Source organism: Sutterella sp. AM11-39, assembly GCF_003472385.1.
GTDB lineage: Bacteria > Pseudomonadota > Gammaproteobacteria > Burkholderiales > Burkholderiaceae_F > Duodenibacillus > Duodenibacillus intestinigallinarum.
In genome coordinates, this window is record NZ_QRLV01000004.1 from 183638 (window position 1) to 199870 (window position 16233).

The 16233-nt window shown below is 55.3% G+C and carries 14 protein-coding genes; 6 read left to right on the forward strand and 8 right to left on the reverse strand.

Annotated features, from left to right (window positions below):
* The first annotated feature begins 504 nt into the window (after window positions 1–504).
* The 6 genes from DW133_RS05180 to DW133_RS05205 all read left to right on the forward strand — a co-directional run bounded on the left by DW133_RS05180 (window position 505) and on the right by DW133_RS05205 (window position 9027).
* The gene (locus tag DW133_RS05180; RefSeq protein ID WP_118275578.1) at window positions 505–3036 is read left to right on the forward strand and encodes a sensor histidine kinase; all 2532 of its coding nucleotides are present in this window, start codon (window positions 505–507) and stop codon (window positions 3034–3036) included.
* 37 nt (window positions 3037–3073) lie between these two features.
* Window positions 3074–3799, forward strand: a complete 726-nt coding sequence (locus DW133_RS05185; protein ID WP_118275579.1) for a response regulator transcription factor — start codon at window positions 3074–3076, stop codon at window positions 3797–3799.
* Window positions 3800–3998: 199 nt separating this feature from the next.
* On the forward strand, window positions 3999–5279 hold the full coding sequence (locus DW133_RS05190; protein WP_118275580.1) for a citrate transporter: 1281 nt from the start codon (window positions 3999–4001) through the stop codon (window positions 5277–5279).
* Window positions 5280–5367: 88 nt separating this feature from the next.
* Window positions 5368–6615: a hypothetical protein gene (locus DW133_RS05195; protein WP_147408878.1), complete on the forward strand. Its 1248-nt coding sequence runs from the start codon at window positions 5368–5370 to the stop codon at window positions 6613–6615.
* 36 nt (window positions 6616–6651) lie between these two features.
* Entirely contained in the window at window positions 6652–7644 is a 993-nt protein-coding gene (locus DW133_RS05200) for an asparaginase (RefSeq protein ID WP_118275582.1), read from the forward strand.
* A gap of 312 nt (window positions 7645–7956) precedes the next feature.
* Window positions 7957–9027, forward strand: coding sequence for a hypothetical protein (locus tag DW133_RS05205; protein ID WP_118275583.1), 1071 nt, complete (start codon window positions 7957–7959; stop codon window positions 9025–9027).
* Window positions 9028–9133: 106 nt separating this feature from the next.
* Here the strand turns inward: DW133_RS05205 and DW133_RS05210 are convergent, their stop codons facing one another.
* The 8 genes from DW133_RS05210 to ccmC all read right to left on the reverse strand — a co-directional run bounded on the left by DW133_RS05210 (window position 9134) and on the right by ccmC (window position 16216).
* On the reverse strand, window positions 9134–9967 hold the full coding sequence (locus DW133_RS05210) for an SIMPL domain-containing protein (RefSeq protein ID WP_118275584.1): 834 nt from the start codon (window positions 9965–9967) through the stop codon (window positions 9134–9136).
* Window positions 9968–10243: 276 nt separating this feature from the next.
* Window positions 10244–11533: a c-type cytochrome biogenesis protein CcmI gene (gene ccmI / locus DW133_RS05215; RefSeq protein WP_118275585.1), complete on the reverse strand. Its 1290-nt coding sequence runs from the start codon at window positions 11531–11533 to the stop codon at window positions 10244–10246.
* A gap of 17 nt (window positions 11534–11550) precedes the next feature.
* Window positions 11551–12069, reverse strand: a complete 519-nt coding sequence (locus tag DW133_RS05220; protein WP_118275586.1) for a cytochrome c-type biogenesis protein — start codon at window positions 12067–12069, stop codon at window positions 11551–11553.
* Between the two features lie 15 nt (window positions 12070–12084).
* Complete coding sequence (locus DW133_RS05225; RefSeq protein ID WP_199588802.1) at window positions 12085–12615, reverse strand: DsbE family thiol:disulfide interchange protein; 531 nt, start codon at window positions 12613–12615, stop codon at window positions 12085–12087.
* Window positions 12616–12617: 2 nt separating this feature from the next.
* Window positions 12618–14594 carry a heme lyase CcmF/NrfE family subunit gene (locus DW133_RS05230; protein WP_118275587.1) on the reverse strand — a complete coding sequence of 659 codons (1977 nt, stop codon included), beginning with the start codon at window positions 14592–14594 and terminating at the stop codon, window positions 12618–12620.
* Between the two features lie 113 nt (window positions 14595–14707).
* Window positions 14708–15196: a cytochrome c maturation protein CcmE gene (ccmE, locus tag DW133_RS05235; RefSeq protein WP_118275588.1), complete on the reverse strand. Its 489-nt coding sequence runs from the start codon at window positions 15194–15196 to the stop codon at window positions 14708–14710.
* Window positions 15197–15272: 76 nt separating this feature from the next.
* Window positions 15273–15458 carry a heme exporter protein CcmD gene (ccmD, locus tag DW133_RS05240; RefSeq protein ID WP_118275589.1) on the reverse strand — a complete coding sequence of 62 codons (186 nt, stop codon included), beginning with the start codon at window positions 15456–15458 and terminating at the stop codon, window positions 15273–15275.
* A gap of 29 nt (window positions 15459–15487) precedes the next feature.
* Window positions 15488–16216 carry a heme ABC transporter permease CcmC gene (gene ccmC, locus DW133_RS05245; protein ID WP_118275590.1) on the reverse strand — a complete coding sequence of 243 codons (729 nt, stop codon included), beginning with the start codon at window positions 16214–16216 and terminating at the stop codon, window positions 15488–15490.
* Window positions 16217–16233 lie beyond the last annotated feature (17 nt).

The following is a 16233-nucleotide window of genomic DNA, read 5'->3' on the forward strand; positions in this document are numbered from 1 at the left end:
TGAGGCACACAAATGCTTTAAATTCAGCGACATGAGCGCACTGACAACGGGGATGCCGCCGTCAATACGCACGTCGAACGCGCCATTATATTGATTGGAAAAGAAATTATCAATACTCAATCCTTCGTTTTTCGCTGAACTCTCCCATTAAGCATGTTCCATTTGAGTTGCCGTGCACCCAGACTGATAGCAGGAATGTTTCAGCTTTGCCAAGGCCTGTCTGTTGGGCGCTTCTTTGCTCTTGTACCGCCTGTATTCGGCATCATTGACTCGGTACGGCAGATTCGGCTCACTGTTTTTGCTCGGCCTGGGCTTTTTTAGGTCCTCAGTTGTCAATTGCAGGTATCGCAACCCGCGACTGACGCCGCAGTTTTCCTCGCGTTCTACGAAAAGAAAGTGCTCGCTGTCGACTTGAGCATTTGCCTCTCCGTCGAACAGAATGTGTTGTCAACCTCACTAAAATGAAATGTTTCGATCAAATTGAGTCCGACGACAACTGATCCAATGTCTACTGCAAACGTTCCACCCAAGCCATTGGTCAATCTCTACGGCGACAGCGAATTACCTCCCTATTTCGAAGAAATCGTTGAGCCGAAGTCATTCCGCAATCGTCTGATCAACGTCCTGATCTGGACAACGCTTCTGCCTCTGATCCTGCTCCTGTTCTTTCTGCAGAAAAACTTCGAAACCGCCACTGAAGTTCAAAACAACCTTCAGCTCGGCGTTGCGCGAGAAGCCGCTCTTTATGTTGAATCTGGCATATCCAATATCCGAAGCCAACTCTCGTTGGCACTCAGCACCTACAGCCCCGAGGCTCCGCTTTCCCAGAAGAGCAGGACATTCGAAAACCTGCTCACACAAAATTCAAGCATCCGCAGTCTCTCGTACACCGATGAAACAGGCTTTACCACATCTCTGCGAAACAATCAGCCACTCGAAACTCCCCAGCATTCGTTGGCAACGCGTGTATTCACCCTGAATATCGATCAGCCGGGGACCAACGGAATTCTTCATCGAACACTGACGGCATCCGTAGATATTTCGATGCTTGCCAAAGACTTCGCCAATCTGTTGTACGGGCAAAGCTACTCCGGGGCTATCTTTAATGCCGATCGTCAGCTCATCTACGCCATCTCAAGCAATTCGCATTATCACAACGCCGCCTACGATCCACTGACACCCATTGAGCTTACTCAGCTTCATGAATCCAAGGGTGAACCATTTTTGCTTCGGACTGAAGGCGACCGATTTTCTTCTCACATAAAAGCCTTCGTACCCATCGGCCCCATGGGATGGACACTGGTCATCTCGCAAGCTCAGCAAACCCGTGATGAAGCCATGAAGGAAACAGCCGTGATCTGGGCACTCGGTTTTTTTGCCGCACTGGCCGGCACTTTTTTCCTGGGCTCATTCATGGCGGTTCCAATTACCCGTTCTTTCGACTCGCTCGTTGCCAGCGTCGAAAACTACGGTAAAACCGGTCATTTCACTCGTATCGACAAGATGCTTGCGATTGAAGGAACAACCGAACTTGTCAAACTTGAGGAGACATTCGCCCGCATGGCGCAATCTGTCGACAAAGGCAAAGAAGAGCTGCAAAAAGCCAATCTAAGGCTTGAAGACGAGGTTCAGGCTCGCACCAGCGACCTGGTTGCAAGAAACGAAGAACTAAAAACATTGCAGACTTTGCTCGCACCGCTGTCCTCCACCGGTCATTTCATGCCAAAAACATCGGTCATCTTCTACTGCATTGAGCGCTTCAGAGTTTTGCTGGAACTTTCTTCTCTGGTTTTCGAAACCGAAATCTCGACTCCAGCACCGCACAATTCCATTGATGTTCGGTTGGGCAGCACCGTCTACGGCCGTCTGCTTCTTCCGCAGGAAGCCATTCTCACCGCAGACAAGAGGAATTCGCTGGAGCGTCTGGCTTATGCGCTGGCCATTGTCTCTGCCAATGCCAAACTTGTCGAACACCTCAGTCAGGAACAAGCAGCCTTGCAGACCGTCTTTGAATCCATGACCGACGGGGTGGTGATCATCGGCAAATCCGGTCTCATTCGTTATGCGAACGAATACGCTGGCAAACTTCTGAACGAAGGGGACAGCGTATTGATGCTGATGTTCTCCGACATCATGACCTCCAACTGGGAGAGCATAACGGGAAACCGCATCACAGATGATCTGCAAAACAAAACCAAAACCCGCGTCCGTTCTCGCATCGGCGGCAATCGCGTGCTGGAACTCTTGCCGTTTACCGTTTCCGACATGCCGGGACTTGCCGGCGAGCGAACCGGATGGATTCTGCGCGACATCACCCAAGAAGTCAGTCTCGAAGCCGTCAAGGAAAATATTGTCGGCGTGGTGGCTCACGAACTCAAAACTCCGCTCACTTTGCTTCAGCTTCAAGTGCGCGATCTGACTCGAACCATTGAACACGGTCAAATGCCGTCCATCAACGATGTCCGCGATCTCTCCGATGAAACGATTCATTTGGGCCAACTCGTCGACGACCTTCTTGATGTTTCAAGAATCCGCGCAGGAGCCATGAAGCTCAATGTTCGAGTCGTTCACGTGGCCAGCCTTATTGATCGGGCAGAAAAGCTCGCTGCAGCACGCTATCCCATGAAGGTTTCAAGACATATCGACATGGATGCCGAGCTCTTCTGTGTGGATCCGGATCGATTGACGCAAGTCTTCGTCAATCTGTTCAACAACGCAGCTCGCTATAAAAAGCCGACCCAAGAGGTTGCTCTCATTGACGTCAGCACCCGAATCGACGGACAGCAAATCGTCATCGATATTACCGATCAGGGTATCGGCATTGCGCCGGGCAAAGCCAAGCACATCTTTGATCAGTTTTATCAAGCCGACATGACCGCCAGCCGAAGCCACAGCGGCAGCGGTCTCGGTTTGACTATCGTACGCGGTATTATTCATGCGCACGGCGGCACCATCGCGGTTCATTTCAGCAACCCTGAATTCGGTACGCGATTTACGCTCAGACTGCCCCTGAGCATGCCACCCGAACTCATTTGAACCGAATTGGAACAACAATATCCAGATCACAACAACCATGTCGACCCGCAGTTTGCCTTTGATTCTTGTTGTTGACGATGAAAGCAAAATTCGTCGCTTGCTCACTAAGGAATTGGAAGCCAACGGCTTTGACGTCGTTTGTGCCGGAGACGGAGAGCAAGCACTCGAAGTCTTTGCTCAATCCGATCCGACTCCTGATCTGGTTTTGATGGATGTCATGATGCCGGGGATGGACGGCTTTGACTGTGCAGAGCGACTTTCGAAGTCGGCTAACGTTCCGATTATCTTTCTCTCGGCTCGAAACGAACCTTCCTTCAAGCTGCGCGGATTTGACAGCGGAGCCGACGATTACATCACCAAGCCATTTCTTACCGAGGAACTGATCGCCCGCATCCGAGCCGTCATGCGTCGTGCGCATACCAGCGAAGAACACAATGCACAACGTGAGTACCGTAACGGACCGATGCGATTGAGTGAATCGAGCCGTTCTCTTTGGATTAATGATCGTGAAGTCAAGCTCGCTGACAGCGAATACCATCTGATGCTTGCCCTGATGAAGCATCCCGGCAGCGTTATTTCTCACGAACATCTATTGCAAAGAGTCTGGGGCGGCCACTCAATAGGTGACGTTCAGAACCTTCGCGTAGCCTTCTCCCGCATCCGTCGCAAGCTGGAGGAAAACGGACTACAAGGCGGAGTCATCTCCGCCTATTCCGGCGTGGGTTACCTGCTACGCGATCTGGTCCGCGATCCTCTGCTTTGAGTTTCCGGACAAAAGTCGTTCGGCGCATAACGCTGATGCAATCTTTTTGCAACGTTTTTCACTCTTTGGTTTACGGTAAAGAAATTTTTTTCTTTCAGACTGAACGATAAGTGTCGGAGTGTACTCACTACGACACGAGTGTTTCATCAACACACGCACTCCATCAAAAGGCGTGCGCGACAAACCAAAGGAATGAAAAATGACAGCTTCCGTAATTGCGCAAGTGGTTATGGTATTGACGTTGCTCCTGATGATTACGGGCAAAACGCCGATCTACATGACCGCAATCGTCGGCGCAACGCTCTCGGCTTTGATTGCCGGTTTCCCCATTATGGGAAGCGCCGAAATGACCATTGCCAAGATGGTTAACACCGGTCTGAACCCTGTGATCGCCGACATGACGGGCATCTTGCTCTTCATCGGCATCATGCAGGCCACCGGCTTCCTTGACGTTATCATTCGCGACATCGTGCGCGTCGGCAACAAGCTCGGCGGCGGCACCGGCGTTTGCTCCGCCGGCGGTATCGCTGCAGGTGTGATCGGCGCTCTGACCGGTTTCACGCAGCCCGTTATCACGGCTGTCATTACGGGTCCTGCTGCTGTTCGCCTTGGTGTTGACCCCAACAAGTGCGCCGGTATTCAGGCTCACGCCGGTCACATCGGCAACTTGGCCGGTTTCACGCACCCGACGCAGGTCGCCCTGGTCGCAACGGCAGGCATCAGCTTCGGTCTGTTCAATGTTCTCGGCTTGATCGCCTGCTTGACGATCTTCCTGGTTTCCGCCATCCGTTGCAACGCCGACATGCGTCGCCGCGGCGTGGTCATCACCAAGGAAGAACAAGCGCGAATCATGGCTGAGATCGAAAACCGTGAATACTCCACGACCTCCCTGCGCGCTTTCCTGCCGTTCCTCGTTCTCTTCATCGGGTTCGTAGCCGGCTTCCCGGTCTTCCTGGTTGGTCTTGCTTCCGCCATCGTCTGCATGCTTCTGAGCGGCAAGCCGATGCGCGAAGCCGAAGCCGCAATGCTCAAGGGCGTGAGCCTTATCGCCACCCCGATCGTTGCCACCATCGGCTTCCTGTTCATGAGCACCGTTATCAAGCAGGTCGGTCTGGTTCAGACCATGAGCGACGCTGTCGGTCCCGTGCTCTCCGTGGCACCTGTGCTGATTCTTTTCGGCGTTGCCTTCCTGACAGGCTTCCTGACTCAGTCCTACGCAGCCAGCGTTTCCGTTCTCGTTCCGTTCCTGCAGGTTGTTCTGCAGACCGGTGCGGATCCGTTCGCTGCCTGCTTCGCCGCCGCTTCCGGCGCTTCGCTCATTCAGTACTTCCTGACGGGCGGTCCGGTTGCCGCACTGGCTACGGTTATTCCTGTGATCCCGGGTAGCGACCTCAAGACTGCCAATGCCTTCCAGCGTCCGTCGATTCTGGCCGGCTGTGCAATGGCATTCCTGATCACGGTTATCCTGACACTCGTCTAATCTGATTACCGACTATCCGGACGCCCATCAAACGATGGCGTCCGGAGCCTTCTCCGAATGTTTTAGCGCTCTTTTTCTGAGATCCGTCATGCATTTAAGCCTTTTGCCATTGGATCATGCCCGCAACAGCATCGTGGGCATCGTGGGTCACGCCGGCTGCGGTCACTCCAACAGTCACTGCGGATTTATTCAGGATGACTCCGGCGGACTCTGTGCAACGCTTCGCATTCTGCAACTTGCCACCGATCTCGACTTGACCATTCAAAAGGTCGAAGTCACGGTCGGCCAACACGGCGAATTCAGGGTTCTCACCGCTTCAGGCGGCATCGGCACGGCCAGTCCGCGCCGAGGTATTACGCCTTTTGAAGCCGAGCTCGCACAGCGTTGTGTCGGTGAGCAAGCAGTCTGCACGCAGTCTCTTGCTATGAAATGCTTCGGAAGAACATTGGGACAAGGTGCAATGGAGGTTCCTGTTGCACTGCAGGCAGCAATAGCCAATGCAGCCTTGAACTCCTTTGCCAAGAGCATGCCGAATTACTTTATTGTCGGCGACGAAAATATCGACGACAACTTCGGCCGTCTGCTCGGTTGTGTCTTAAACGTCGACGGACTCACTGTTTCTCTCTTGGCACTGGCTAACGCAACACGCGGCGGCCTCGGCCCCAATGAAGACATCGAAGGTAACGTGAACCTTGCAGGAAAAAAGGAGCTGATGAAACAGCTTCGCCTGGACGAACTGCCCACCATTCTCGTTGAAGGCAAAGTTTGCGCCGAACCGGTGAGTTCGAAAATAGACTGTCCGACCTTCGTCACGCGAGCCTATCCCGGCGACGACAACTTTGTCGTCAGCGAGTGTCTGGTAGAAGCAGCAAACGAACTGGATTTTCCAATCGTTTACCCTCGTGAATTGCTGGCCCGTAGAGCCGGAGCCATGCGCGCATTGACCTATGAGATGGGCATGCACATCGCAGACCTCGGACAAAAACTGGCGCAAGCCGTTACGTCAGCTGAAAAGGTCAAAATTGCCGCTGAAATCAACCGCTATGCAAGTGAAGAATTGGGTGGCGTGACGTTCATGAGCGATGACATTCACGAGCTCATGGGCGGCGTCGGCTCCATTCCGGGCACGACCGGTTGTCTGTCGCTTTTCATCTCACGAAAAGAATTGGAGCAGGTCGTCTATCCTTCGCTCACCATGGATGATGCCGATCAGTTTACAGAGCTGATTCTCACTGGTGTCGGCAAAGTGGCGGCACGCATCGATGAAGCTCTGGCCGAGTACAAGTCAGCAACAGCACGATACTCGGCACTGCACGACAAAGTGTTTGCATCCTAACTTTTTTTCTACTTTATCCCGCAAGGAGCATTGGAAATGATTGATAAAAAAGTTGTCGTTGTAGCCACCGGCGGCACGATCGCCATGAAGTACGACCCGGAAAAAGACGGTCTGGTGCCGGCTTGCACCGGTGAAGATCTTGCTGCTGCCGTTCCCGGCCTCGGCGAGGTTGCTCCGTTGGAATTCATTCAGTTCTCCAACATTGCTTCACCCGGTATGACGCCTCAGAACATGTGGGATCTGCATCTCAAGCTCGAAGAAGTTCTGGCTCGGGACGACGTGGCCGGGGCGATTGTCACACACGGTACCGATACGCTCGAGGAAACCAGCTACTTCCTGGATCTACTTCACACCAGTCCCAAGCCTATCGTCACAACCGCCGCCATGCGCGGCGCGGGCGACACCAGCCCGGACGGTCCCATGAACATCTACTGCGCCGTCAAAACCGCTGCCAGTCAGGAAGCTGTCGGCATGGGAGTTCTCGTGTGTCTGAATGAAACTCTGCATGCTCCCGGCGAAGTGATGAAGACGCATTCGGCCAACCCGGCAACCTTCCAGTCTCCTTGGTGGGGTCCGATCGGCTATGTGGATCTTGACAAGATCATTATTCGTCGCAAGCCGCTTAATGTACTGCGTTTCGCACCCAAATCTCTGACCGCTCGCGTCGACCTCATCAAGTGCATGACTGGTTCGACCCGCGACTACATTGACTTTGCCGTTTCTCAGGGCTGCAAAGGCATTGTCATTGAGGGCTTCGGCCGCGGCAATGTTCCCCCACCCATGGTTCCCGGCATTGAAGACGCAGTCAAAGCCGGCGTTGCTGTCGTTCTCACCACGCGTACGCCGGGCGGCCGCGTACTTGACGTCTACGGTTACCCAGGCAGTGTGACGGACACCCGCCGTGCCGGTCTTGCCATGGGCGGCGAAATCTCGGCAGCCAAGGCTCGCCTGAAGCTCATGATCGTCCTTTCCGAACATCCGGAACTTGCGACCGATCGTGATGCTCTGGAAAAAATCTTTGACATCTAGTTTTCGCTTTCCATCCAATCATTGACATTTCCACAAGGCCTCATTCGGTATTCGAATGAGGCTCTTTTTTTTACATTTTTGGCAAACGTTTTTTGCAACAAAATCTGCCACTGTGCGATCTTGCATGGTCAAAGTGCTCTTTTGCAGGCAAAATCCCGGCAAAACGGTGCCTATCGGATCAAACAGAGGCACCGATTTTTCTTTGTCCGCAACTGGATATGGACAAAACACTATGCTGAAACAAGCCTGTGCCGATTGTCCGACTCTAGAATTCGACTATCTTCCATACCGAGCACTCTGAATATTTCATCCATGTCACAAAGCTATCGTCTTACGGAAGACGGCCTGCAAATTCGCAACAGCCGCAACTTTGAAACTGAAGAGTATGTACGTTTTGAGTCCATCAACCCTCTGGCTCAGGCATTGCGAGATTACATCGTGACCGGCCCCGGTCTGATTCCCGGCATTTCGGCTGCCAGCGTCTGTCTGCAGGCCCAGATTCACGCCAACACCCCGACTCCCGCCTCTTTCTATTACACCTTGCAGGAAGCGGTATTAGTTCTCAAAGCCGCCCGTCCCTACAGCTTCCCGCTGAGCCGCACTGCCAACGCTGTGTCTCGACTGGTCTCCGCCCTCATGAGTCACAACGCTTCGCCTCAGGAATGTTGCACGGCGCTCAACTGTATGCATTCGATCATTTGCAACAGCATCGACAAGATTGAAGCACAGATGCGCGCTCACATCGAAAGCACGCTTCCTCAGGACGGCATGATTACGGCGGTGGGAGGTTTCGGTTCACAACATTCAGTCGCGCGCGGCACGCTGGTTCCCGTCCTGATTGATCGCAAGAACGCTGGCAAACGCATCCCGCGCGTGTACTGTCCGGTGTCGCCGCCGCTTGCCGAAACACACTACACGGTGAAGGAACTACGAGCGGCGGGGTGCCCTGCGGATCTTGTAACCGATGCAGGTATTCCACATTTGATGATGCGCGAAAATGCGCGCGCTCTATACGTCATCGGCGTGCGCATCTGCGCCAACGGTGATGTTCAGGTTCCGGCCGGCGCGACAGGACCCGCAGCTATCGCCAAGCACCTTGGCATTCCTGTCTACATCGTTGCCTACCGTCACGTGTTTGACTCCAACTTTACCTCGGCCCAAGAAGCACCCTACGAAGAGTTTGCTGGTCAGGACTTCGACATCGGTACGGTTCCGGTTTCCCGTCACCCCTTCGTAGACATCATCCCCAACGAATGGGTCACGAGCTACATCACGCCCTCGGGCATCATCCCGGCCGGTAATCCGGAAACTCTCAAGCCTTTCATGGATGCCGGCGACCGAGCTCATCTTGAGGCGTTAGAAGCCGTCAAGCTCATGTTCTGATCATGGGAAAACACCGTGCCGATGCGGTACGAGCCAAACAAAGTTTAAGCGCGAAGATCGTACGTCCGGTCTTCGCGCTTTGCTTAAGTTGAATCAGTCAATAATCTCAGTTGACATTGGCGATCGGATGCATCGGTCGCGGTCTGTCGTTATCCGGCTTCGGAGCCTTCACGCGGGCCTTTGCCTTCGGAAGGATACGGACCTTGGCCGTGAGATTACGGCTAAGCGTCGTCATACCCGGCTCAAAAACAGGAAGCGCGGGCGCAGCTTCGGCGGCCATTGCCTTGGCCATCACCATGTCGGCGTTCATGCGGTACGTGACCGGACGATCGTAGGCCGCGTTGTGGAAGTCGACCGTCTCGTAGGTAACTCGAGCGTTTTGGCCGACCATCGCTTCGGCAATGACCCTTGCCTGAGCCTTCATGTTCTTAATGGCCTCGCGAACCAACTGATCCTGCATAGCAGCACGTGACTCTGGGCTCAGCTGGAAGCCGACGGAACTGAAAGCAAAGTATTTCTGTGCGCTCTGCACGAACGGAGCAGCCTGCTCGACATTCTTGAGCTTGGCAGAAACAGACTGACGCACTTCCCAACCAACGATTTCAGGGGCCTCACCTTCCTTGGCCTTGCTGTAGCGCGGCGTTGAGGTGAGCGTCTGGTTCTTCAGTTCGGCCTGCGGATACAAAGCCTTGAGCTGCTTGAGACCTTCGGCGGCGCGTTCAATCGCCTTGGTCGTGGCTTGAGCGATGTCCTTGCTCTGTTCGAGCACATAGAGTTCAATCACAGCCTGATCGTTAGCCACTTCCACACTGGCCGTTACCGGCAAGGTTACCGTCGTGCCCTGCGTAGCACGGGGCGGTTTCGGTGCGGCGGCCTGAACGCCGGCAGCCGCAAAAAGTGCTGCACATACGGAAGCGATAAGGAAAGATTTAGCTCGCATTATGGCTCATCCTTTTTGTTGTTTTAAAAGATCCGCGGTTTTGCAATCCCGCGTTCGATGAGTGCAATGATGGCAAAAAAGTCCCAACAGCGAGCGTTTGGAAACGTTTCAATCTGCTACGGCAAAAGGCAGAAGTTGTTGCAAGCAACTTGCCACCCCCATTGATCGGCCGGAACAAGGAAAAGAAACCGCCGCAGCGCTGGGAAATCTCATGCATCTGCGGCGGTTTGTAGTGCCTATCCACGGCAACGTTCAGTGGAAATTGTCAACCAATCTTTACGGAAGTGTTCTGTTGATCACCACACGAACACCCTGGGTGCCCACGGCAACCTTGCCGTCGGCCGCACCTTCGAGGTCTCCGGAAGTCGGCATAAAGTTACCCGAGCGCGACACACGGGCTTCAACATAGGCTTCCTTGACATCGGCCAGAGTCTTCATGCCCATGCCCATCTGGCTCTGAGCGTCCAGACGGAACTTGATGGGCAGATCCTTTCCCTTGTAGCTAGCAAAAGCCACCGGCATCTTGCTACCTTCGATCGGACGAGCGTACACGAACACCGTATCGTCGGGACGAATCTTGCTCTTCATTTCGGGCGAGACGTCCACTTCTCCGGTGATCACGGCGTTGGACGCGGCAGCAGGCTGTGCCGCAGCCGAGGCATCGGACTGAGGTTCAATGGAACCGATCGAGGGATCGGGCGGCAGACCGCCGGCGCGGCGGGCCTGTTCGATGTTTTCCATGATCTGGCGCCACTCTTCGCTGCCCTGTTCAACACCGGCAAGCATGCGGCTCCAGTACTTCACAGCACCTTCGTAGTCACCCTTGTTGTAGCAGAGCGTTCCCATCAGAGCGAGCGCCTTCCAGTGCTGAGGATCGACGGCAAGCGCCTTTTCGATCAGCTCCTTCGGACGACCTTCGAGGTCTCCCTGCTGGGCCGCAGCCATCACGTCGGCCCAGTCGGCCAGAACGTCGGCATTATCGGGCACGAGACGGTTGACCTGTTCAAAGGCCTGCGAGCTCTTGGCCCAGTCCTTTACTGCGGCGCTCGTACGAGCGAGCATCATCCAGCCGTCGGCATTGTCCGGATGCTCCTTCAAGCGTTCTTCGAGGAACCTTACCTGTTCGGCCAGTTCGGCATCACTGTGCTGACCGGACATCTTCTGCATCTGTTCCTGCTGACGCGTGAAGTCAGGATCCATGGCAATCGGAGAGCCGATCTGCAGGTAGATCAAGAACGAAGTCACCGGAATGAGCACCACCAGAGCAAAAGCGGCATAAACGCCCTGCTTGCCCTGCTTCATCGGCACGGCATCTTCCGGGTCCTTGGACTCTTCCAGCACGCGAGTCTCAATTTCGGCACGCGTTTCCTCGTATTCGTCGTCGCTCACGCGACCGGCCTTGTGGTCGGCCTCAAGCTCTTCGTACTGCTGGCGCAAAATGGCCAAATTGTCGGCCTTGCGGCGCGACAGGCCATCGTCGTAATCCTTCTTGACGAGCGGCCAAACCACGAGAGCCAGCGCAATAACGACGAGCGCAATGGCAATAGCGATAAAAATAGACAGCACTTGTTACTCTCCGCTCGTTATTTGTCACCGCGCAGCAGTGCTTCCGCACGACGCTTTTCATCGGGCGTCAACGCACGCTCCGTCTTGGCAACCTGGCTCTTGCGCCGGCGCAGGTTGATGTAGAAGGCAATCACAGCGCCGAAAAAGAGCACGGCCGGACCGACCCAAAGAATCACCGTGCTCGCCTTAAAGGGCGGGTTGTACAGCACGAAGTCGCCGTAGCGGTCGACCATGTACTTGATGATTTCTTCGTCAGTACGCCCCGCATTGATCTGCTCGATCACCTGATTGCGCAGGTCAACGGCAAGCTCGGCGTTGGAGTCTGCAATCGACTGGTTCTGGCACACCAAGCAGCGCAGCTGCTCGGAAATGCCCAGCACGCGCTTGTGAGCAACCGGGTCAAACGCCGTCGGAACCGCTTCCTTGGAGTTTTCGGCGACCTGAGCAATCGAAGGAGCCGACTGAGCCGCCGCTACGCCAGCAACCGAGATCAGCGCTGTGCAGGCGACCGTAAGACAGAGTTTTCTGAAAATCATTTCGCACTCTCCTTCTTACTGCTTTTCGAGCATGTCAACAATGGGCTTGACGTCCTTCTTCCAGACCTCTTCGGTCATCGGACCGATCACCTTGTAGCGGATCACGCCCTTCTTGTCGATCACAAAGGTTTCCGGAGCGCCGTAGACGCCAAAATCGATGGCGGCCTTGCCGCTGGCGTCAACGAGAATGACGTCGTAGGGATTGCCCAAAACCTGCAGCCAGCGAGCCGCCTGAGCGGGCTTATCGCGGTAGTTGTAGCCAACCATCGTGGTCTTGACGCCTTCATTCTTGAGCTGAATGAAGTACGGATGCTCGTAGCGGCAGGCTTCGCACCAAGAAGCCCAGACGTTGAGCAGGTAGACCTTGCCGAGAAGATCCTTCTTGGTAACGGTCTCGCCGCTCATCGTAGGAAGCGAAAATTCGGGCGCAGGTTTGTCAATGAGAGCAGACGGAACCTTGCGGGGATCCAGATACAGACCCACGAACAGGAACACGCACACGAAAAGGAAAATCAAAAGCGGAATGAGATACTTCAGTCGCAGCATGATCATGCTCCCACAGTCGCGCCTTGCGTCGCGCGGTTGTTCTTCTTACGGGAAGTACGGTAACGACGGTCGAGAATGGCGATGAAGCCGCCCAGCGACATCAGGATCGTGCCCCACCAAATCCAAGTCACGAAGGGTTTGCGGTAGGCTCGAACAATCCAGGCGCCGTCGCCCACGGGTTCACCAAGGCTCACGTAAATATCGCCGTCGATCGAGTGCTTGATAGCCGCTTCGGTCATCGGCATAGAGCGCGAGCTGTAGTAATTGCGCTTTTCGGGATGCAGCTTGGCGATTTCCTTGCCGTCCTTGGTCACGATGAAGTCACCGCGGGTGGCCGTGTAGTTCGGGCCGCGCACTTCTTCTGTGCCGTTGAAGGTGAATGTGTAACCGGAAACAGACACGTGTTCGCCCGGCATCATGCGCACGTCACGTTCGGCCGGATAACCCTTCACGAGCGCAACGCCCACGACGAACATGGCCACGCCAAGATGCGCCAGGTGCATGCCCCAGAACGCACGCGGATGGCTAGCGAGTTTCTTGAAGAAACCCACCTTCATGTTGCGACCACGTTCGCGGATATTGTCAATAGCACTCACGGCAACCCAGGCGGCAAGCGTGATGCCCACGAAGACCCAGGTGCTCCAGCGGCCCATCAGAAGCGGCACGGCAACGCCGATGGCAACAGCCACCACAAGGATGATCCACAGACGCTTGGTAAGCTGCGAAAGGTCTGCCTCCTTCCAGCGGGCAAAAGGTGCCACGCCGAGCAGGAAGAGCATCGGCAGCATCAGAGGACCGAACACAGCGTCAAAGTACGGGGGACCAACGGAGATCTTGCCGGCATTGAGCGCATCCAAAAAGAGCGGATAAAGCGTACCGAGAAGAACTGCACCCATCGCCACAACGAGCAGCACGTTGTTGACAAGCAGCAACGATTCGCGGCTCACCATCGAGAAGTTGCCGCCCAGCCCCACGGTCGGTGCGCGCCAGGCAAAGAGCAAAAACGACAGACCGATCACGACGATCAGGAAGGCCAGAATGAAGATGCCGCGTTCCGGGTCGGTCGCAAAGGCGTGCACGGAAGTGAGAATGCCCGAGCGAACGAGGAACGTGCCCAGTAGCGAGAGGCTAAAGGTGATGATTGCCAGAAGCACCGTCCAGATCTTGAAGCAGCCGCGCTTTTCCGTCACGGCCAGGCTGTGCAGCAACGCCGTACCGGTGAGCCAGGGCATGAAGGAGGAGTTTTCGACCGGATCCCAGAACCACCAGCCGCCCCAGCCCAATTCGTAGTAGGACCAGTACGAGCCAAGCGAAATGCCCAAAGTGAGCAGAATCCAGGCCATCGTCGTCCAGGGACGCATCCAGCGGGCCCAAACGGCGTCAAGGCGGCCTGCGATCAGCGCAGCAATGGCAAAGGCGAAGGGAACGGTAAAGCCCACGTAGCCCATGTATAGCAACGGCGGGTGGAAGACCATGCCCGGGTCCTGCAGCAACGGATTGAGGTCGGCGCCTTCCGGAGCAGCCGGGAACAGACGCAGGAACGGGTTCGAGGTGAAGAGCATGAATGCCACGAAACCCGCCGTGATGAACCCCATGACGCCGAGCACACGCGCCACCGTTTCCTGCGGCAGTTTGCGGCTCGTCAAGGCGACGAGGAATCCCCACCAGGTCAGCATCAAGGCCCAGAACAAAATGGAGCCTTCATGGCTGCCCCAGGTAGCGGCGACCTTGTAGAACCACGGCAACAGCGAGTTAGAGTTGCTCGCCACATTCAAAAGCGTAAAGTCGCTGATGTAAAACGAATACGCCAGAGTGCCGAAGGAAATTGTCAGAAAAAGCGCATTGGCGTAGGCCGCGGTACGCGCAAGCGCCATCCACGAACCGATGCCGCGCGCGGCACCCACGAGCGGCAGCACGCACTGCACGACCGAGAGCACCAGCGCAAGAATCAGCGCAAAGTGACCGATTTCAGCAATCACGGAGCTATCTCCCTTAAGGTTGAAAAAACTTCTTTGATTTGTTGAAGACGTCTCAAGCCCGCGTTAAGCAGACGCGAGACGCCGAAATCCATTCGTTCGGATCAACCGAACATTTACTTTTTCGCAGCCTGGGCAGCCGCTTCCTTGCTGCCCTTTTCGTCGAAGGTCTTCATGGCAGCGTGAGCCTTGTCCACAGCTTCCTGAGCTTCGGGAGGCATGTAGTTTTCATCGTGCTTGGCAAGCACTTCGCTTGCGACGAACACTCCGCGCTCATCGAGCTTTCCCTGGGCCACCACGCCCTTGCCTTCCTTGAAGAGGTCGGGAAGGATACCCTTGTATTCCGTCGGGATCACGGCAGCCGTGTCGGTGATGCCGAACGTAACGGTCACGCCGTCGGGCAGGCGCTTCACGGACCCTTCTTCAACCATGCCGCCCATGCGGAACGTACGTCCCTGCGGGGCTTCCTTGGCGGCGACCTGCATGGGCGAGTAGAAGAACACCAGGTTGTCGTTGAATGCCGAGAGCATCAGGTAGACGCCGACGCCGACCACGGCAACGGCTCCGCCAATCAGTGCGAGTCGTTTAGTTGCGGCATTAGCCATATCCGTTCCCTCCTAAAGCGGCCGGTTTTGCTTTGAGTCAGGCCGGCGCTGTTGTTCAATGTTTGTTAGTCAAAAATCAGATTTCACGCGTACTGCGAAGAGCACGGGCTTCGCGCGTCAGACGCTGAGCGGCTTTCGCGCGGCGATTGCGCAGTCCGAAAAGTTCGATTACGAGCAAGAGCGCGCACATACCGTAGGCAGCCCAGACGTAAGCGCCGTGACCGTCCATGTGAAGAAAATGCGAGAAAGAAGACCAATCCATTTTCGTATTCCTTGTGTCGGTTGCTCGAATTAAATTTCACCCTTGATGGCCGCTTCCTGTGCCCAGGCTTCACGGCGTTCGCGCTCAAGAATAATGGTGCGGGTGCGGGCAAAGGTTGCCGCCAGACTGTAGAGCCAGAACGCAGCAACCATCAGCAACAGCGTCACGAGCATGATGGTCGCAATGGAGCTACCGCGTGAAGTGATGGAAGCGCCCTGATGCAGCGTGTTCCACCAGCGCACGGAGAAGTAGATGATAGGCACGTTGACCACACCCACGAGAGCGATCAGTGCGCAAGCCTTATCGGCGCGCTTGATGTCGGCAATGGAACTCTGAAGAGCCAAAAAGCCAAGATAAAGGAAGAGCAGAATCAGTTCACTCGTAAGACGAGCATCCCAGACCCAGTATGCCCCCCAGGTCGGACGGCCCCAGACGGCGCCCGAGAAAAGCGCAAGGAAGCACATGAAGGCACCCGTGGGCGCCATGGCCGCGGCAAAGATCGAGCACATGCGGTTGTTGGTCGCCAGCGCGAAAGCGGAAAACACCGCCATCAGCACGTAGATGAGCATACTCATCCAGGCCGAGGAAACATGAATGAAGATGATGCGGTAAGAGTTACCCTGCGTGGCATCAATCGGACAGACAAAAAAGCCCAGATAAAGTGCGACGGCAGCAATCACGGCCGCAAGCGCAAACAGCGGCTTGATCGTCTTTCCGGCGAAGAAGTAAAAGCCCTGGGGATCAAAGAGCGAACGCATGTGTTCTCCCGTTTCCT

Bases quoted from the DNA above. Each gene is read 5' to 3' on its own strand.
- DW133_RS05225 (WP_199588802.1), bottom strand. From the start codon at position 12,615: ATGCTGCGACTGAAGTATCTCATTCCGCTTTTGATTTTCCTTTTCGTG.
- DW133_RS05180 (WP_118275578.1), top strand. From the start codon at position 505: ATGTCTACTGCAAACGTTCCACCCAAGCCATTGGTCAATCTCTACGGC.
- ccmE (WP_118275588.1), bottom strand. From the start codon at position 15,196: ATGGCTAATGCCGCAACTAAACGACTCGCACTGATTGGCGGAGCCGTT.
- ccmD (WP_118275589.1), bottom strand. From the start codon at position 15,458: ATGGATTGGTCTTCTTTCTCGCATTTTCTTCACATGGACGGTCACGGC.
- DW133_RS05195 (WP_147408878.1), top strand. From the start codon at position 5,368: ATGCATTTAAGCCTTTTGCCATTGGATCATGCCCGCAACAGCATCGTG.
- DW133_RS05185 (WP_118275579.1), top strand. From the start codon at position 3,074: ATGTCGACCCGCAGTTTGCCTTTGATTCTTGTTGTTGACGATGAAAGC.
- DW133_RS05210 (WP_118275584.1), bottom strand. From the start codon at position 9,967: ATGCGAGCTAAATCTTTCCTTATCGCTTCCGTATGTGCAGCACTTTTT.
- ccmC (WP_118275590.1), bottom strand. From the start codon at position 16,216: ATGCGTTCGCTCTTTGATCCCCAGGGCTTTTACTTCTTCGCCGGAAAG.
- DW133_RS05200 (WP_118275582.1), top strand. From the start codon at position 6,652: ATGATTGATAAAAAAGTTGTCGTTGTAGCCACCGGCGGCACGATCGCC.
- DW133_RS05205 (WP_118275583.1), top strand. From the start codon at position 7,957: ATGTCACAAAGCTATCGTCTTACGGAAGACGGCCTGCAAATTCGCAAC.
- DW133_RS05190 (WP_118275580.1), top strand. From the start codon at position 3,999: ATGACAGCTTCCGTAATTGCGCAAGTGGTTATGGTATTGACGTTGCTC.
- DW133_RS05220 (WP_118275586.1), bottom strand. From the start codon at position 12,069: ATGATTTTCAGAAAACTCTGTCTTACGGTCGCCTGCACAGCGCTGATC.